17 protein-coding genes and 1 pseudogene are annotated in these 18,210 nt (G+C 39.9%); 17 read left to right on the top strand and 1 reads right to left on the bottom strand.

Annotated features, from left to right (window positions below; translation table 11 throughout):
* The first annotated feature begins 177 nt into the window (after positions 1 to 177).
* The 5 genes and pseudogenes from BCT11_RS28605 (at position 178) to BCT11_RS20200 (ending at position 6,785) form a co-directional block, all read left to right on the top strand.
* A pseudogene (locus BCT11_RS28605) lies at positions 178 to 3,162 on the top strand (M6 family metalloprotease domain-containing protein).
* Between the two features lie 46 nt (positions 3,163 to 3,208).
* A complete protein-coding gene (locus tag BCT11_RS20215) occupies positions 3,209 to 4,189 on the top strand; it encodes a helix-turn-helix domain-containing protein (RefSeq protein ID WP_102389113.1) in 981 nt (326 codons plus the stop codon).
* A gap of 609 nt (positions 4,190 to 4,798) precedes the next feature.
* Complete coding sequence (locus BCT11_RS20210; RefSeq protein WP_102389112.1) at positions 4,799 to 5,698, top strand: LysR family transcriptional regulator; 900 nt, start codon at positions 4,799 to 4,801, stop codon at positions 5,696 to 5,698.
* Between the two features lie 38 nt (positions 5,699 to 5,736).
* Complete coding sequence (locus BCT11_RS20205; protein ID WP_102389128.1) at positions 5,737 to 6,108, top strand: DUF805 domain-containing protein; 372 nt, start codon at positions 5,737 to 5,739, stop codon at positions 6,106 to 6,108.
* 326 nt (positions 6,109 to 6,434) lie between these two features.
* Positions 6,435 to 6,785, top strand: coding sequence for a YbjQ family protein (locus tag BCT11_RS20200; protein ID WP_198593977.1), 351 nt, complete (start codon positions 6,435 to 6,437; stop codon positions 6,783 to 6,785).
* A 105-nt stretch (positions 6,786 to 6,890) separates the two neighbouring features.
* Here BCT11_RS20200 and BCT11_RS20195 read toward each other — a convergent pair whose 3' ends face one another.
* Positions 6,891 to 7,337 (bottom strand): A24 family peptidase, encoded by a 447-nt coding sequence (locus BCT11_RS20195; protein ID WP_102389111.1) that lies wholly within the window; start codon positions 7,335 to 7,337, stop codon positions 6,891 to 6,893.
* A gap of 192 nt (positions 7,338 to 7,529) precedes the next feature.
* Between BCT11_RS20195 and BCT11_RS20190 the strand changes: the two genes are divergently transcribed.
* From BCT11_RS20190 to BCT11_RS20135, 12 genes are all read left to right on the top strand, one after another.
* Positions 7,530 to 7,775, top strand: coding sequence for a Flp family type IVb pilin (locus BCT11_RS20190; RefSeq protein ID WP_069687149.1), 246 nt, complete (start codon positions 7,530 to 7,532; stop codon positions 7,773 to 7,775).
* Positions 7,776 to 7,837: 62 nt separating this feature from the next.
* Positions 7,838 to 8,593: a pilus assembly protein CpaB gene (locus BCT11_RS20185; protein ID WP_102389110.1), complete on the top strand. Its 756-nt coding sequence runs from the start codon at positions 7,838 to 7,840 to the stop codon at positions 8,591 to 8,593.
* A 2-nt stretch (positions 8,594 to 8,595) separates the two neighbouring features.
* Positions 8,596 to 9,939, top strand: coding sequence for a pilus assembly protein N-terminal domain-containing protein (locus BCT11_RS20180; RefSeq protein ID WP_102389109.1), 1,344 nt, complete (start codon positions 8,596 to 8,598; stop codon positions 9,937 to 9,939).
* Positions 9,939 to 10,388 carry a hypothetical protein gene (locus BCT11_RS20175; protein ID WP_050924365.1) on the top strand — a complete coding sequence of 150 codons (450 nt, stop codon included), beginning with the start codon at positions 9,939 to 9,941 and terminating at the stop codon, positions 10,386 to 10,388. Before BCT11_RS20180 ends, BCT11_RS20175 begins: the two co-directional genes overlap by 1 nt.
* A gap of 3 nt (positions 10,389 to 10,391) precedes the next feature.
* The gene (locus tag BCT11_RS20170) at positions 10,392 to 11,591 is read left to right on the top strand and encodes an AAA family ATPase (protein WP_102389108.1); all 1,200 of its coding nucleotides are present in this window, start codon (positions 10,392 to 10,394) and stop codon (positions 11,589 to 11,591) included.
* Positions 11,588 to 12,853, top strand: coding sequence for a CpaF family protein (locus tag BCT11_RS20165; RefSeq protein WP_102389107.1), 1,266 nt, complete (start codon positions 11,588 to 11,590; stop codon positions 12,851 to 12,853). The genes BCT11_RS20170 and BCT11_RS20165 overlap by 4 nt, the downstream gene beginning before the upstream one ends.
* Entirely contained in the window at positions 12,850 to 13,764 is a 915-nt protein-coding gene (locus tag BCT11_RS20160) for a type II secretion system F family protein (protein WP_181136631.1), read from the top strand. Before BCT11_RS20165 ends, BCT11_RS20160 begins: the two co-directional genes overlap by 4 nt.
* On the top strand, positions 13,764 to 14,630 hold the full coding sequence (locus tag BCT11_RS20155) for a type II secretion system F family protein (protein WP_102389106.1): 867 nt from the start codon (positions 13,764 to 13,766) through the stop codon (positions 14,628 to 14,630). Before BCT11_RS20160 ends, BCT11_RS20155 begins: the two co-directional genes overlap by 1 nt.
* Positions 14,630 to 15,718, top strand: a complete 1,089-nt coding sequence (locus BCT11_RS20150; RefSeq protein ID WP_102389105.1) for a pilus assembly protein TadD — start codon at positions 14,630 to 14,632, stop codon at positions 15,716 to 15,718. The genes BCT11_RS20155 and BCT11_RS20150 overlap by 1 nt, the downstream gene beginning before the upstream one ends.
* Positions 15,715 to 16,257, top strand: a complete 543-nt coding sequence (locus BCT11_RS20145; protein ID WP_102389104.1) for a TadE family protein — start codon at positions 15,715 to 15,717, stop codon at positions 16,255 to 16,257. Before BCT11_RS20150 ends, BCT11_RS20145 begins: the two co-directional genes overlap by 4 nt.
* Entirely contained in the window at positions 16,247 to 16,825 is a 579-nt protein-coding gene (tadF, locus tag BCT11_RS20140; RefSeq protein WP_102389103.1) for a tight adherence pilus pseudopilin TadF, read from the top strand. Before BCT11_RS20145 ends, tadF begins: the two co-directional genes overlap by 11 nt.
* A gap of 1 nt (position 16,826) precedes the next feature.
* Positions 16,827 to 18,209 (top strand): VWA domain-containing protein, encoded by a 1,383-nt coding sequence (locus tag BCT11_RS20135; RefSeq protein ID WP_102389102.1) that lies wholly within the window; start codon positions 16,827 to 16,829, stop codon positions 18,207 to 18,209.
* Position 18,210: the final 1 nt, after the last annotated feature.

The following is an 18,210-nucleotide window of genomic DNA, read 5'->3' as shown; positions in this document are numbered from 1 at the left end:
TGTATTATAATCGACGCCAGATTTAAAGTGTGATACTAATCAGATAACCGTTTTTTATAAATTCAGTAAAATTGTTTATTGGGAAGGTAAATTTCATTTTGATATACATAACGTCACTTTTTAACCTTAGTCGACGAGTATATGAAAAAAATATATTTTCCGGTCATCAGTACACTGATGGCTTCTTTTTCCCATGCTAATACGTTACCTGCACCTACTTGGCATGAATTCCAATTAAATGACGGCTCTAGGAAAGAGCTAAAACTTTATGGCGACCAAGAATCTTTTTGGTATCAAGACCGGGAAGGCATTATCTATGTCTATGACGAAGATACAGGATGGTTTTATGGCCAACACGAAGTGGTTGATGGTCGCTTTGTTGCGACTTCAATTGGTGTGGAAGCCAACTTAGAAACACCACAATCAGTGAAAGCACTGTTAAAAGAAAAAGTCAGTCTGACGTCCTCTTTAGTACCTTCTAGTCGTATTGATCCGCTAAGCGATGCCTATTTTGAGCAAACGCCACTTCGAGCGGTTAACGCGACAGATGACCCAAAGCATCAGCCTTTGTTGGTTGTCCAAGTAAGCTTCAATGATGAAGCGTTTGTGAACGACTTTACCGACGTGATTTTTGGTGACAACCAACAAAGCGTCAAAGACTACTTCCACAAGAACAGTTACGGACGTTATATCGTTGAGCCGGCGAGAGAAACACAAGGCACAGCGAATGATGGTGTTATCGATATTACGCTGGATATTGCACATCCGAATTGCCATTCAAAAAATGATTCGACGTGTGATGGTAAGTTAAAAGCGGCGTTCAAGGCAGCTTACGATAAGTTAGATCGTTACGTAGATTTGTCGACTTACGACGATAACAACGATGACAAAATTAGCCCTGATGAGCTTTCGGTGATGTTTGTATTTGCAGGATACGATAAATCTGCGGGCTCAATTAACACACCATATATCTGGCCTCACCGCTTCAGTCACAATACAGTTGAGATCGATGGTAAGACGATCCGTGATTACTGCTTGTTTGCTGACTTCCAAGGCAATCATCAATCTACGATGGGTGTTATTGCTCATGAGCTTGGACATCTGATGCTTGGACTACCAGATTTGTATTCCTACAAGCATTCTGGTTCTGTGGGCCAATGGGGTCTTATGGGCGGAGGAAGCTGGGCAAGCAAACAAGGCGATAGCTACGCAGGGGAAACTCCGGTCAATATGCTGGCGTGGAGTAAGGAAGCTGCTGGTTTCATTAAACCTAAGGTCATTGATACTTCTGGTTCCGCGACCATCGAAACCGCACAAGGCGAGGGAGTAATGTATCTCGACCCTTATTTGAAGCAACAAGGACCAAGAGCATACTTCGAAAACCGTCGCAAAAACCAATATGACCGTGCGTTATCTGGTGAAGGGCTACTAATCACAGCAGTGAGCGTTGACAACCGCTTCAACGACAATGGTCCAATGCAAGTACAGGTTTTCCAAGCGGATGGGCTTGATGAATTACAAACGCGTGGTTGGTCTGATCAGGGGGACGTGTTCCCTGGTTCAAGCAATGTAATGACAGTTACGGACGATACATCGCCTTCGCTAAAAACAATCACTGGCGGGCGCGAAACCAATATCTCAATTAATGATATTGCGAGTACAGCACAAAATGGATCGCTACGAGCGTCAATTCCTTCTTCAAACAATAAATCGGCGTGGATCACCACACTGTCAAGAACTTACGTTTATGAAGACTCACGCAATAACACAATAGGGTTTGGGTTAGATAACAACGAAGGTTACAAGACATTGGTAGGTTTTTACTTGTATGCGAGACCAATTCAGCCAAATGCCGATATGCGCTACCGCATGTTTAAGTATGACTTAACGACTAACCGCTGGGGGAATGCATCTATCAACGTTGATACACAAGTTGAAGTGTCATCGGGTGCGATTCCTGATTCGGGCGGTCGAGTGATGTTTGCTGCACCATTTGAGATTGATGACGGCGAACAGCTGTTGGTGATTGAATTAGAAAACGCAAAGCCGGAATACAGCTACTCATTCTTAGATGCTTAGAAAAAAAAGCAGTTTTTCGGTACTACAAATACGTACAAGACGAATGGTTTAAGCGAAGGTCGTGGTCGTAACTATCCATTTGCTGCTTTGTTAGAAAAACCTCAAGCAAAACCGAGCATCACTGCCCAGAGAGACTCTGTGACGTTGATGAGTGGTGAAAGCGTTACGATTGATGTACTAGCGAACGATCGTTCTTCTGATGCAAATAACACCATTAAGTTGGACAAAATCACGACAAAACCAGCGATTGGCAGCGCAGAAATTGCTGGGCAGAAAATTCGTTACTCAGTACCTGTTTCAGATATTCCTGAGCAGAGAACAGTGATGAAGTATCAAGTGTCTGACGATTTTGGTACGACGGCTGAAGGTGAAGTTGTTATTACCGTCAATTCTCCAGTTGCCACAGCGAGCAACCTTCAATACAAAACCCAAGAAGACAAGCCTTTAGCACTTGAATTACGTCAGCAGCAAGGATTGGAGAAGGGTGACACCATCGTGATTAAAACCGGGCCTAAGCATGGTAAGTTAGATGGCGATACCTACCAAAGTGATGAAAACTATTTTGGTAACGACCAGTTTGAATTTGCAATTGTGAAAGAAAACGGGCGTGAATCTAACACTGCAACGGCTGTAATAACGATTGAAGCGGTCAATGATGAGCCAACGTTTGCGGTAAAAGTAAGCCGTAAAGAAGGCCGAGAAAACGACAAAGTTACATTATCAGCCCTAGATCTAAAAGATGTTGACTCAGCTGAGCACTCATTCAAATGGCGCCAAATTTCAGGAACCACAGCTAAGTTTGCCAACACAGATTCACCAAGCGTGGAAGTGAATTTACCGAAGGTAACCAAAACCAGTGAAAAGCTAACGTTTGAAGTGTCGGTAAACGACAAAGATGGTGCGATCATTACCAAGAGTGTTGAAGTGGTCGTCAAGCAAGCTGTTGTGTCGGAAACCGATCCTGGTAATAGCGAAGAGGGTGGTTCGATGGGATTGTGGGTTACTGCGCTTATGATGCTAATTATTCTAAGAACAAAGAGTAATAATTTGTATAGGTTTGTAATAAGGAATGATATTCTGTAGAAAATCGTTATAATTCATTGCGTTATGTTCATGGGATGAATGCAAATTGAAGGAAACGAATAAAAAAAACCTCCGTGTTGTCGCTCTCGCTACCACAGGGAGGTATTTTGCATCAATTATAAGCTCACTAGAGATCTTAGAAACGGCAGCAGAGTTCGCGGAACATCCAAGTTTCATGAGTCATGTTGTTACACCAAACAATCAGCCACTAGTAGGGCGAGCAGGGTTAAGTGTTCAGCCGACGTCACAATGGCAATCATTTGATTTTGCAAACATATTAATTATTGGCTCGATAGGAGATCCTTTAGAATCACTTGATAAGTTTGATCCTGAATTGTTTCTTTGGATCAAAGATTTACATAAAAAAGGGACCAAAGTAATTGCCATTGACACCGGTATTTTTGTTGTTGCAAAAGCAGGGCTGTTACAACAAAAAAAAGCGGTAATGCATTCGTATTTCGCCCACCTTTTTGAAGAATTATTCCCAGAGATAACGCTTATAGATGAACAAAAAGCGCTCGTTGACGGGAACATCTACTTATCGTCTGGACCATACTCTCATTCAAATGTCATGCTTGAAATTGTAGAAGAGCACTTTGGTAAGCATACAAGACAGCTTGGTAACCAGTTTTTGAACACAATAGAGAGCTCTACAAATTCTCATTCATATTGTGATGTGTTTCGTTACATGCAACATAGAGATGAGCTGATTCTCAAAATTCAAAAATGGATTCTTACTATTGATTCAGACATTGTCACCATTAATGATTTAGCAAGTGAAGCATGCCTATCAGAAAGGCAGTTAAAGCGCCGTTTTAAAGAAGCAACTTCAATTAGTCCACTAAAGTTTATTCAGTTGGGACGTTTATCTTTCGCTAAAGAACTATTGCGAACGACGAAGTTATCTATTGATGACGTTGCGAGTCGCTCTGGCTACGTAGATACACGATTTTTCAGGCAGATTTTCAAAAGAGAAAATGACTGCTCTCCGCTTGAATATCGTAAAAGAAATCAAATTAAAGCTTGATAAAAATGGGCCAATATCAAATAACCATTCTTTAAATTATGTTATTTTATGGATTGATTTTCTATAGGTATTTATAACCAATAGTATGTTTATAACAAAAATAGCAAACGTTTGCTATTTTTGTTTGAATATAATTCATTCCATTTACACCTCCCTTTAATAACGACTGCTTATACTAATATATACATATGCTTATAGTTTACTTAATTTCTATTAATAATATTGTCGTTTGCTTAATGTATATTGTTTGTTATAAGTTAAAACTATATACAGATTACTAGGTAAATAGTCGAAATTAAAGGGGGGGGTTCGACCTAATAAGGGGGGTGATTAAGACACAATATGATAAAGTTATATTTTTTTGATTAATTATTTCGCTGTGTGAAATAATATTAAAAACAGTAGCTTAGTGCGTTATTTGTATTGTTGTTGGTGTTTTAAATATGCCGCGTATACAACTTATTGCTTATACAACTGTTGAATACTTAGACGTAAAATAAGACGCAAAGTTATAACGGGCAGTTAATTATTAATTTTCTTTGTTTGTAACTTTATGGATGTATAAAAACTATAACGATCGGAAAATTATTGGGTCTTGGTGTTAATTAAATGAAAGCTAGTAAACGAACCATTGATGTAAAGTACTTAAGAACTTTTTCACATGTTGCAAGACACAGAAGTTTTACTGCAGCGGCAGAGAGTTTATATTTAACCCAACCAGCTGTATCACAGCATATTAAAAAACTTGAATGTACTATAGGCGCAGAAGTTTTTGATCGAAAGGATGGATTTAATTTGACTAAACATGGGCAAATATTGCTTGATTATACAGACCAAACGATGTCTTTATATGATCAGTTATTTGATGAGTTGGCTCAGGTTGATATGTTTGATCGATATTCTATTGCAATCTCTGATTCATTTGCTCCTGAGTTAGTCGCAAAAGTGATCAGTTCTTTTAGAGTGTATAATGACGTCGAGTTGGCTGTGACAAGTTATAGCAATATTAACTGTGTTGATAAAGAAAACCACGATTTAGTTTTTGCTATTGGTGATACCACATCGGTGGATGGTCGAGTATTTCCCCTCAATAGAGAGCAATACATGCTAGCTTGTGACTGCGCTGTTGAACCGGAAGAATGTTATCCGGAACGCATTGTCTTTTGTAACTCTCTATCTAGGCGAGACGCAGAAGTTCTACTGGATTCTTTTGGAGTAGATATTTCTAAAGTAAAGCATTGGCTTACAACATCATCATCAAGATTGATGATCAATGAATTACAAGCAGCAAATACGTTTGTCGTTTGCCCAAGTTGGACCTTAGGAGATTACAAATGTAGCCAATATTTGTTGCCAAAATACATTGAAATGTATGTTTGGTGCAATGATGCAGCAGCTAAGAAAATTGACCAAGAACGTTTAAGGAGTTTGATTACTGAAACCTTTCGACTAACAGCGAAAGGTGTAGTGAGTCGAAAAACTGAAAATTTGTTACTAGCAAGTTGTTAGGCATCTAATACGTAGAATCAACAATAATGGAGATAGTTTTGAACTGGTATTTAACAGCAATTAAAAATTATATTAATTTTGGTGGTCGAGCTCGTAGAAAAGAATACTGGTATTTTTTCTTGTTTAACATTTTAATTAGTTTAGTACTTTGTTTTATTGACACCACGACGGGAAACTATGAACCTGAAACTGGCTATGGATTATTAAGCAGTATTTATGCTTTAGCAGTCTTCATTCCAGGAGTTTCCGTTGGTGTTCGTAGACTTCACGATACGGGTCGAACTGGTTGGTGGTCACTTATTGCATTTATTCCCCTAATTGGAGTGCTAGTTCTTTTGTATTTCTGTGCATCTAAAGGTGATACAGGTAGAAATCAATATGGTTCTGATCCAAAAGAGTTCGATTTTTAATTAAGTTGTTAAAGACTAACTTCTCAAATTCAACCTTTCAATTCGAGGAGTAGATCGGTTTAGTGTCACGGTCGAACTACTCTCTCCTTTACAAGACGTTCAGCGCCAATGTAAGTGAAGCAGACATTCAAAGTATATAAACTTAACGAGATAGTTTAAGTGATTTATACAGTATTACTAGGTCACTACAGCTGATACTACAAAGTATTTAGATCAAACTAAATGGGCCACTGAATGCCACGTTAATGTGGTGAAGTTACTCAATTAAATCTCGAAATTCAACAACCGACAATACCTGATTAACTTAACTAAAAAGGAAGGCTTCTATGAACTTAGAAAAAATTTTAATGTCTACAACTAACTCAATTATTGATGGTTTTTATATAGCTGAGAACAAGGGAATTGTAACCTCATCGGTTGTAAGTGGTACGAACATTTTTAGGGATGTGTTTGCTGGGTTCCGAGATGTAATTGGTGGGAAATCGCAATCTTACACTAATAAAATCGAAGAGATAAAGCTCGAGGCGTTAGAGGGATTGAAAACCCAAGCAATTGACAAATCATGTAATGCTATTCTTGGGGTTTCTATTGATGTTGATGAAATTTCTGGTGGTGGAAAATCCATGTTAATGGTTACAGCTGTTGGCACTGCGGTTGTCGCTAAATCACGTTCGTAACCAAAGAATTAGAAGTTATATCGTTTTTCCTTAATCTGCTACTAGCGCACAATTTGTGAATTAGAGCGCTACGTCTATTATAAATAGACATGGCGCTTTTGATTCTTAAGAGGTAAGGGATAGGTAAAAGAAAAAAAGTCCACTTATACCGATCGGTATTGTGTAAGGAACTCCATTTTTAAAAAGAGAACTTTGACGAACTATACCCATCATCCACATCAAAAGAATTTGAATTCCACCTAATAATCCGATAGCAATTATTGCTAATAACATATATTCACTATGTACACCCAAAAATAGTGCACCGATTAATTTTACATCTCCACCTCCAACGACATTCATCATCCAAAGCAAAAAAAACGTAGTAAAAACGCATGTACTCACCAAGATTTGACTAAAAGGGCTTGGAGAGTAATACAAGCTAAGCAGTGATGTGATGCTGATAATAAAAATAAATCGATGTTTCACCATTCTATAGCGAATGTCGCCATAAAAAATCCACATCACGCTGATAAGGCAGATTAGCCAGAAGATTAGTTTTATATAATTCATTTTTCTATTTTAATTGAGAGCCGTGGGAATTCAATTAGTTCTTAATAACAAATTGTTATGTAACGGATTATATGCCTATATAACAACTTTTTATAAATGAATAAAAAAGCTTAATTGGTGTGATTGCTTCTATTGAGGTAGATTTTTCATGTTCACTAAATGAGTGATTAATTCAAGGAAATAGAGGTAAACATGCTTTTAAATATCAATTCTAAACTTCGTAAAATCCGTCAAAAATTTAAATTGGATAAACGAGGTGTAACCGCTGTTGAATACGCAATTATCGCTGTTGCAATGTCATCAATTATTCTGCTCGTATTCAAACAAGGTTCTTTGCAAAACACGTTAACTGGAGCAATGACTAAAATCTCTGCATCAATGGATAGTGCTAACGAAAGTGGTAAGAAGGCTCCTGAGGGCGAAAAAGAAAACGGCTAAGGATAAGTTAACCAATTATAAATTTAGAGAGGGGGAACCCTCTCTTCAAGGGTTTTTATTCTATGAGTAGAGCATTAGTTTTTGTATTTGTTGCCATCACTATGTTTTTGGCTTTTTTTTACGTCAGTGATTTCTTTGATCAACCTGAACCAGTGGCAGTGGTTGAAAATGAAGTGTTAGTAGAGGTCGCATTCGTTAATCGAGCGGTACACAAAGCCGATCCGGTTAACGCCAATGCAATAGATATTCGTGAGTTTCCCGAGTCGGAAGCAAAACAGCATTCATACGTTCCTTACGCCAGTATCAAGATTGATTCAGGCGCGCTATGGGCAAAAGATGTCAACGAAGGTATGCAATTAACAACAAACTTGGTTTCTAATCCTGGTGAAAAAGATTACATGTATCTTTCACTTAAAAAAGACCAAGTGCCTTATTACTACTTGTCGCAAGGCAGTAGCATTGTAGAAGCGCTACCAATTCAACCTGGTGATCGCGTCAGTTTTGTTGCCACAACTTCATCACAATCCAACTTATTAGAAAGTGGTTACTCCGATATCAACAACTTAACGAGCAACGTTATTATTGATGGTGCTTTGGTTTTGCAAGCCATGAATGTTTCTGAGGATGATGACTCATCAAATGAAGAGTACGGCTTGATTATCGCGCTGACCGTTAAGCAGGTACTTAAGCTAGAAATGGCGCAGAAGATTGGGGCAATTACTTTGGTTCCAGCAAAGATGGTTCATAAATACTTATCTGTAAAAAGCAGTGATTTGATTGAACATCGATTTGGCGTTCGACAGCTGAGAGGGAATTAAGGGTGTTCAATAAAAATATATTAACCGTCACGCTTGGATTAGTTCTTCTTCTTCCGCTCTCAGTATCGGCGGGTGAACTATTAAGTCTTGATAAGGGTGCCGCAAAGACAATTAACGTAAAACGCAATATTGACACTGTGTTTGTCGCAGATACACAAATTGCGGATTACAAGGTTATCGCAAACGGAAAATTAGTAATTTATGGTATCGGTCGTGGTGCCACTTCCATTATTGCTTACGACCGAGCCGGAAATGAAATCTACAACGCAGAAGTGGTAGTAAATAAAAGCTTAAGGCTTTTAAAGCAAACACTTATCGCAAGATATCCGGATGAAGACATTAAGTTGACTAATATTGGTGAGCAGATTGTCATTGATGGAGTTGTGAGCAGTGAAGAAATTAAAAACAAGGTGTATCGCCACGTTGGTGAAATGCTGAAAAAGAGCAAACAAAGGAATACTTTTGAGCTCACTAATGCAAGCGGAGAATCTGGCGATGCTCTCGACTACACCGCGACCTATGTGTTTGAAGATATCATCAATAACTTGAAAGTTCTCACCACAGATCAAATCAATGTGAAATTGACGGTTGCTGAGGTCTCAAGTTCATTCCTCACTGAGCTGGGAGTCTCATATGCTGAACAAAACGGTAAATCTATTGGTGATGCCGGTAAGTTCGTCAATAAGATTTTAGACTTTTCTGCACAAGATATCGTTGCGGTTATTTCAGCAAGTGGCAATGACAGCATCGGACAGGTGCTTGCTGAGCCAAATCTATCCGTGATCTCTGGAGAGTCGGCAAGCTTTCTTGTCGGTGGCGAAATTCCTATTACGGTTCGTGATAACGACGGTGTCTCTGTTACCTACAAGGAATACGGTGTAAAGCTGTCGATGGTTGCCAAAGTAACAGACTCTGAAAATATTCGCTTATCGTTGGTACCAGAGGTGAGCTCCATCGATAAAGCGAATGGTGTGAACTCAGGTCTTATCAGTGTGCCTTCTTTGAGGACTCGAAAAGCCCAAACAACCGTACAATTGAAAGATGGTCAAAGCTTTGTTCTAGCGGGTCTTTTGACATCAGAAGAGCAGGAATCATTAGCCAAAATCCCTTATCTGGGTGATATCCCAATTTTGGGTGCGCTGTTTAGTAAAACCAATACCGAAAGAAGAAAAACTGAGCTGATTATCGTAGCGACAGTTAACCTCGTCGATCCTGTTAAAGAAACCGATATTAAACTGCCAAAGTTCGAACGTACAAGCGATCTAGAACGTTTGTTGAAGCTTGATCTTTCTGATGTTGATGACGAAGAGCTGGAAAATACCATAAAGGCGGGAGGCTTTAATTAATGAAGGCAAACTTATTGTTGGTGGTTTCAGTTTTACTATCGGGTTGCTCAGTATCGGTAACACCAAACAGAACTACTGTAGACACCATTGTGGAAACCTTCGAGTTTCGAGTCACTAACAAAGAAGTCGCGATGGATAAGTCGGTTAACTTCGTTAACCAAATCAATCTTCAGTATCCAAAGTCGACATTTGCAATTAATTATGACGCTAAAGAAAGTCAGTTTGTTGATGGTTTTGTGAAAGAAATCAAAGCTAAAGGCGTGAACAAGTTACGTTACAGCCTCAACGCAAACAGCGAAAGTAAAGGCGTAAAAATCGTGGCGAAGTACCACAAGATGCAAGAGCAAACCTGTGACGCTGTTTCAATCAATACCCTTAAAAATCATCCGTTTGGGTGTAGCTTGGAATACAACAGACGTTTGAGTATGACAAATCCTGTGGCGGAGTAAAAGATGGATTTAGATAACCTATTCAAAACGACTTCATCGAGTAAAGACAAAAAGAACAGTACGATTGATTTGGTTGTTTCAGATGACTTGGCTTTTCTTCAAGCAATCGATGAGCTCTATGCAATTGAAGGCTTTGCCTCACCTTTAAAAGTCGATGATATAGATGATGAGAGTTGGCACAAAACTAACGCTGAAATAAAACATGTCATTCTTGATTTGAGAGCATGTAGTGAGTTGATTTCAGAAGTTGCTGAAATCTCTTCAAGATTAGATGTAAGTATCTCTCTGATTGTATTGAGCAATATGGACTCCATACTGATGCGAGATAAAGTCTTGTCATTGGGCGCTAACTACATTCTTTGGGATCCTGAGTTGGATGGCTTGTTAGGGGCGCTCAAAGAGTCGAGTGCTGACAGTTATACTCCCGCGGTTAAGAAGAAATCGCGCATCGCCAAAAGAGTTTTGATGTTGGGTAGTAAGGGCGGGGTGGGCGTGTCGACGATCAGTGCCTTTCTTTCACACAGTTTGAGTCAGCAAGCGAATCTAAAAACCTTGCTCGTTGAACATGACACTATCGCACTCAACTCAGACATTTTTTTGGGTTTGAAAGGGTTAAAAGCGCAGCAGAACAGCATTGATTTGAACCAGTCTGAACTTGATGCCGCGATTGCAGGAAGCTACGTAAAACCCGTCAAAGATAAGCTCGATTTCCTTACGTTGGAAAAAAACGTTGCTTGCTTAAGCGATCATGTGGATTCGTTGTTTCGCATTTCTAATGAATTGGTTGATCAATACAACTTCATCATTGACTCAATGCCGCTCAGTGCGATTGATGAACTGACGGGAGAAGACGTCAGTGACAGATACAACCGTATTTTTATTGTTTGTGAACCGTCCGTGGCGTCACTAAGAGCGTATCACTCTATTAAAAAGAAGCTTGGTAAGTCTGAGCATCGAGTAATTTTCTCTATGACACGGTCTCAGAAAGACTACATGATGCCGCTTCAAGGGGCGAAAGAGAAAATCAAAGCTAAAGACGCGATTGATTTTGCTTATGAAGCCAATCTAGAGAAGCTCATTATTCAACAAGGCATTCAAAATACGGCAAAGCTTAAGTTTGCAGCTGCCATCGCTAATATTGTGAATTCGTTGACAGGTAAAAAAGTCAAAGCACAGAAAAAATTCGCGTGGTTTAAGAAATGAATCACTTGAAAGAAGTTTATATCGAGATCCGGGACGAAATTTTTGACGCCTTAGATGCTGCTTCCTTAGTTGACGTTGAACCGTTAGAGCTTGAGAGCCAATTAAAAGACTCCGTTAATATTCTTATCGAGAAGAAGCAACTTCAAATCAGTAGCTTAAAGCGTTTAGAGCTGGTTAAAGCACTGCTTGATGAGTTGAAAGGTCTTGGTCCCCTTCAAGCTTTGGTTGATAACGATGAAATCTCGGACATCATGATCAATGGTCCTTCGGACATCTTTATCGAATTGAACGGCAAGTTAGAAAAATCACCAATTCAGTTCGTTAACGAGAAACAGCTCAACACCATTGCTAAGCGTATTGCATCAAATGTGGGGCGTCGAATTGATGAATCAAAACCGCTTTGTGATGCTCGTTTGGAAGATGGCAGCCGTGTAAACATCGTTATACCGCCTCTTGCAATTGATGGAACATCCATTTCGATTCGTAAGTTCAAAGAACAAAAAATCAAGCTGGAAAACTTGGTTCAGTTTGGTGCGCTATCGGTTGAAATGGCAAAGTTGCTTTCGATTGCGAGCCATTGTAAATGCAACGTCCTTATCTCTGGGGGTACGGGTTCCGGTAAAACAACCCTTTTGAATGCATTGTCGGGTTTCATTGGTAGTGGTGAGCGTATTGTTACCATTGAAGATGCAGCCGAGCTTCAGTTACAGCAGCCTCACATCGTTCGATTAGAAACACGCCAAGCAAGCGTTGAGGGAACTGGCGAAATCACTGCACGAGACTTGGTGATCAATGCCCTACGTATGCGCCCAGATAGAATCATCGTTGGTGAGTGTCGTGGTGGTGAAGCGTTTGAAATGCTTCAAGCAATGAACACCGGTCACGATGGCTCAATGTCAACGCTCCACGCGAACACTCCTCGTGATGCGATTGCTCGTGTGGAGAGTATGGTAATGATGGCGACAGCCAGTCTACCGCTCGAGGCGATTCGTCGCACCATTGTGAGCGCGGTTGACCTGATTGTCCAAGTACGTCGACTCCATGATGGGAGCCGTAAAATCTTGTTTATCAGTGAGATTGTCGGGCTCGAAGGTGACAACGTTGTTATGGAAGATATCTTCCGGTTTGAGAACAATGGAATGAGTGATGAAGGCAAAATCTCGGGTGAATTCCGAACGCCAGGTCTTTCTAAACGTTCTGTTATTTATGAGCGGGCGAAGTTCTTTGGCTTGGATGGGCCGCTACAGGAGCTGTTTTCATGATGCTGATCGTCATTTCGCTGTGGATTGTAATTGCGTTGTTCCTGTTTATTGGTCATTCGAGGAAGCAGAAAGAAATCACATCGATCATTGAGCAATCCAATACGTTCGAGGGTGTTTCTGGCTCTCGAGCGGTTATCGATTCAGAAAGTTTTGATATCAGCTACCGGAAGAAGATTAAGGATAAAATTAAGCAGTTAAAAAAGCTGTTGAGTCCCAATCCAGGAATCAAGTTGTTCGGTTTTTTTGCGGCATCTTCATTAGCAGTTTACGTAGTTAACGATTGGTTCTTCATGTTTGAGTATTGGAAAGCGCTGCTTGCTTTGGAGCCAATATTGTTTGTGATGTTTATTCTCAAACTTAGTGGCATACAAGCGCAGCGATTCAAGGATAACTTCCCTGATGCGCTGAACATTCTTTCTGGTGCGCTTTCTTCGGGTCAAAGTATTGTCCATGCGTTCGAATACGTAGGCACTCAACTTGATAATGAAGTAGGTGAAGAATTCAAAAAGATGTCAGAGCGCCTCCTTATCGGTGAAGACCCTGATGATGTATTGGCACGAAGTGCTTCGTCTTTCCCTTATGTTGAGTACTTTTTCTTTGCGGCGACGATTCGAATCAACCTAAGTCGAGGTGGTCAGCTAAAAGACGTCATTAACCGGATAAACCGAATCATGTTTGAAGCAAGGGCGATCGAGAAGAAGAAAAACGCACTGACGTCAGAGGCACGAGCTTCGGCAAAAATTATCGCGGCTCTGCCAGTTATCTTTATCATGATTTTGAAGTTTACAAGTCCAGATAACTATAACTTCGTGATGTTCGAAGAAGGTGGGAAGCCCATCTTTTACTATGTGCTGATCAGTGAAGCTATCGGATTCTTCTTTATCTACATGATATTAAGAGGAGTAAAATAGTGGTCGACATTAAATTAATCTTCTTAGTTTTTGGTTTGTTCATTTCACTATCTGTCGCTTATTACTCGTTAAAAGTGTTTGATAAAACAAAAGCAAATATTTCGACAAAGAAGATCATCGATTCAACCCAAGAAAAAACACCTTTTACGGATAAGCTAACAGTACAACTTTCTCGGTTGTCATTTAATAAAGAAGAAACCAAAAATAACTTAGTTCGAGCTGGAATTCACAGTGATTTTATCGCACAAGCTTATTACTTGTTAAAGATCATACCTCTGGTATTTTGTTTGGCATTTATTGGTTATTTTTATCTGCAAGGATACTTGGAGTTTTTATCCGCGTTTGTTGCATTCTTGATTTCTTTGCTGGTGTGCTTGATTGTGCCGGATATGTACATTTCATCGAAAGGGAATGCGAATATTCGTCATGTTAGTAGTCGACTGCCTTTCTTACTCGACTTGATGAACGTGTGTGTACATACAGGTATGACGCTTGAAGCTAGCTTGGATTATTTGTCGAATGAACTAAAAACAGTTGATGAAAACCTGGCTTATGTTGTTAAAAAAACATCAGAACGAGCGAAAATTGTGGGTTTGGATCGAGCGCTTGCTGAATTCTATGATCTGGTTCCAACCACCGAAGCGCAAAGCTTTGTTATGACTCTTACTCAAAGTTTGAAGTACGGCTCATCGGTAGGGGCGGTATTAGCCTCCCTCGCTTCTGACATTCGAGAAATAAACATGCTCAATTTGGAAGAAAAAATAGGAAAGATGGGGGCAAAAATGTCCATACCAATGATCGCTTTTATCATGGTTCCTATTGTTGTTCTAATCGCAGCACCAGGGATAATGAGGATGCTAGGATAATGAATGTAAAAAACTATATTTCCCTTTTTATTTTACTGTTTTTAAGTGGTTGTTCCAGTATAAATCCAGAATTAGTAACCAAAGAAAAACTGCTGACTAATTCTGGACAAACCGAACAGTTGATCGAGTTTTATAAGGCGAATTTGGTTGAAGTACCAAGCTATAAGATAAAGTTAATCAATTTATATCTAGATAATAAAGACCAAAAATCTGCCGAATTATATATTAATACTCTAGGAGATAAAGATCTCGAAGACCCAGATATTATTTATATATTGGCTAAGTTGGAATATTTGAAGCGTAATTATGACGCAAGTGAGCGCTATTTAGATGACTATTTAGAAAATGATGGACCGGAAGGGAATTATTATCTTTTAAAAGGCAAAATTTTAGCGCGTAAGAAAGATTACAACGGTGCAATTGCCAACTTTAACGACAGCAAGAAAAACGGTGCGTCGGACCGAGAAGCGAACAACAACATTGCGGTTGTGATGATGCTGCAAGGTCGCCCAGAGCCAGCGATGGAACTACTCTACAGCTTGTTTGCTGCCAACCCGAACGATGAAAAAGTGCGTTCAAATCTACTATTGGCTTCGACTCGATCAAACCGACCTGATGTGGCATTGGAAGTGTTAAAGCACGACAGCAATGAACAAGAAGCGCGAGTCAAACTGAAAAAACTCATGCAGAGCGTTAAACCGCTTCCTAAAAAAGTAATGAAAAAAGCTCAACCAAAGCAGGTCGCTAAAGTAAAGGAAAAGAAAAATATGGAAATGGAAACGAAATCGGTCGATTTGAAACCAAAGTACGTAGCGCGTTCAGTCCTAGACCCAAAAAACTTACGTCCTAAAGCGCCGTCAATTTACCGAATTCAAGTTTTGGCGACCTATAAAGTAATTCCTTCGGATTACTTAAACTACCTGAAAGGCAATTATGGGAGTGTGTATTCATACACGCACGGCTTATGGAAGCGTTACTGCATTGGCGAGTTTAGTGACATAAATGACGCAAAGAAATTCCTCGAAAACATGGACATCAAAGGTGCCTTTGTCGTTGATTATACGAAGAAAAGGTACGTCGAGTTATGATCAAGTTTCAAAAAGGCAGTTTGACGGTCGAGACCGCAATGGGTTTGCCTGTTTTACTAATGGTGCTGTTTACCTGGTTTGATTTATCGGTTCTAACGTATTCAATGGGCGTTACGGACCATGCGTTAACCGCCGCAGTGATGAGCAGTAAAAAACAAGGCAGCTCTCATAGCACTGAAAAAGTCGACTATCAAGACGTAATAAAAACCAAGCTTGAATCGAGTGGTGGTGCGCTATGGTCAAAAGTTGTTGATCACTCAACGGTTTCGGCATCGGTTTATTACTTTAAAAACCTCACTGACTTTGTCCATTGTAATCGCAGTGGAAAAGCGTTGAAAGAATGCCCAAACATCAAGAAAGGCGACGCTGCTGCAAACTCAGTTAACATGCCCATTGCGATATACCAACTGAGCTTCACCTATCAGCCTCTGTTCAACTTCGTTTTGCCGAGTATGACTATCAATCGAGAAATGGTTGCAGCTCAAGAATACGAACGCTGTACGTTCAAGCTAGGAGAGGAGATCAGTTGTGGTAGCTAAGTCGAAGCAAACAGGGGCTTTTATTGTTGAACTTGCATTGGTGTTACTTTTTTTTGGTTCCATTATTGCCATGCATATCAACTACACCATTGCAGTTAATAAAAAAGGGCAGCTAGATAGAGTTGTGTACTCAATCGTGAGCGTCATCAGCGAGCGCCGTCAACTGTTCGCAAACGATCTTGATATTTGCAGCTCTGGTAGTAAGCCGTGTGACACGCAAATGAATAATTCGTTTGATATGGCGAAAGGCATGCTGAAACGTACGCTACCAGATTTTGATGAAAATGAACTGGGGATGCGAATCACTGAGTTATCTCTGGTCGACAAAGATAAGAAACTCTACAGAACTACGGTCTCAAAAGGCATGACAGCTGGTTGTAACTTTCCGGATCTAAAACGAATTACTGCTGAAAAGGCGACAAAACTACTGCCTTTGACCACGCAGAATCGTCGTCTTCCTCTTTATCATGTGTCTCTTTGCTACAAAACGCCGTTTAACATTATCGGTCTTATGAGCGGTGAGCCGATCAAAGTCGTGACCAGTTCTTATTCATTCGCAAGGATTTAATATGAAGCGCTTCAATAAGCAAAAAGGGGTAGCTGGGATCATATTTCTTTCGTTTCTCCCTATATTAATCATCACTTTCTCGTTTTCTGTAGGCTATACGCAACGCTTACTTGCGCACTCGAAAATTGAAGAGGCAGCTGAAGTGGCGAGTCTTGCCTTGATTGCAAGTCCGGGCAAAGATAATAAAGAAGACAAAGCCTATGCGCAGAGAATTGTTGACTTATACATTACCGACAATATCAGCGATATTGAGATCAACGTATCAACCAAGAAATGTGAATACAAAGACGGCTGTGTTCAGAAAGCCAATGAGCTGTCTCCATTTGCAGACTTCACGGTAGCCGCAACCTCTGAGCATGATTCGTGGATTTCACACGATGAAATCGGCGTAGAGCCAAAATTCAAAGTCTCTGGTGATTCGATCACTCGAAAATATCTCCCTCAACCGGTGGATATCTACTTCATATTAGATACCAGCCAATCGATGAGTTACTTGTGGTATGGGCAAAACAACAAAACTCAGATGCAGGTGGTGAAAGAAACGATCATCAAGGTTGTAGAAGACTTGAAGGATTTTAAAACTGGTTCGGATAAGAAGAGTCGCGTTGCCTTGTTGACTTACAATGCCTACAACGCCAAATACGATAAAAACGAACACAGAGTGAAACTATACGATTACGCTAGCGATTTTTCTCACACTGAAGAATCGTTTCAAAGCATTGTCGATAAAATGTTTGATCAAACTTTTGACGAGAAAACCCCACACTATGCGAGTGATTACAATAGATCACAAGATATCCCGTTAACAGATAAGTATGATGAGTTTATCAAAATCTTGAACTCGTACAAAGTGACTCCAGCAGAAGGTGGGGGGACTGAGTCTTGGTTAGGTTTGATTGCTGCTGCAAAAGAGGCGGACAAAGTTAAGAAAAAAGACCGGAACCCGGAACAGGTATTCATTTTCCTTTCTGATGGTGCAGATACAGATGTGCAATTCCCTAAAGGACTTCACAAAAATAGCACATATAAAAACAAGTACCACGTAGTCACAAGAACTTCTAAGGACAGTTATGGGCGAACTTATTCTTATGAAGTCTACGATAAATTCTTTAAGTCATTAGTGAGTGACCACAACCTTTGTGAGCGACTCAAGAAGAGAATATCTAGCAAAGAAAACAAGTTTCAAAGTGAACACGCGAAGCTAGAAGGTGAAAAAACAAAAGTCACTATGGGTATTATAGGTGTTAACTACAACGTACAGAAAGATGATGGATTCGGTGATTGTGTTGGCGAGAAAAATATTTATCACGCAAAAAATGGTAAAGATGTCTACAAATACATATTAAATCTGATCAACGAAGAGACAGGACGATTAAAAGATTAAA

Origin of the sequence: Vibrio sp. 10N.222.52.B12, from assembly GCF_002875385.1 — a bacterium.
Classification (GTDB): domain Bacteria; phylum Pseudomonadota; class Gammaproteobacteria; order Enterobacterales; family Vibrionaceae; genus Vibrio; species Vibrio jasicida.
This window is presented reverse-complemented; position numbering and strand designations above follow the sequence as displayed.

Coding starts and splice junctions, on each gene's coding strand:
- BCT11_RS20210 (WP_102389112.1), top strand. CDS start 4,799: ATGAAAGCTAGTAAACGAACCATTGATGTAAAGTACTTAAGAACTTTT.
- BCT11_RS20200 (WP_198593977.1), top strand. CDS start 6,435: ATGAACTTAGAAAAAATTTTAATGTCTACAACTAACTCAATTATTGAT.
- BCT11_RS20195 (WP_102389111.1), bottom strand. CDS start 7,337: ATGAATTATATAAAACTAATCTTCTGGCTAATCTGCCTTATCAGCGTG.
- BCT11_RS20190 (WP_069687149.1), top strand. CDS start 7,530: ATGCTTTTAAATATCAATTCTAAACTTCGTAAAATCCGTCAAAAATTT.
- BCT11_RS20185 (WP_102389110.1), top strand. CDS start 7,838: ATGAGTAGAGCATTAGTTTTTGTATTTGTTGCCATCACTATGTTTTTG.
- BCT11_RS20175 (WP_050924365.1), top strand. CDS start 9,939: ATGAAGGCAAACTTATTGTTGGTGGTTTCAGTTTTACTATCGGGTTGC.
- BCT11_RS20170 (WP_102389108.1), top strand. CDS start 10,392: ATGGATTTAGATAACCTATTCAAAACGACTTCATCGAGTAAAGACAAA.
- BCT11_RS20165 (WP_102389107.1), top strand. CDS start 11,588: ATGAATCACTTGAAAGAAGTTTATATCGAGATCCGGGACGAAATTTTT.
- BCT11_RS20160 (WP_181136631.1), top strand. CDS start 12,850: ATGATGCTGATCGTCATTTCGCTGTGGATTGTAATTGCGTTGTTCCTG.
- BCT11_RS20150 (WP_102389105.1), top strand. CDS start 14,630: ATGAATGTAAAAAACTATATTTCCCTTTTTATTTTACTGTTTTTAAGT.
- BCT11_RS20145 (WP_102389104.1), top strand. CDS start 15,715: ATGATCAAGTTTCAAAAAGGCAGTTTGACGGTCGAGACCGCAATGGGT.
- BCT11_RS20135 (WP_102389102.1), top strand. CDS start 16,827: ATGAAGCGCTTCAATAAGCAAAAAGGGGTAGCTGGGATCATATTTCTT.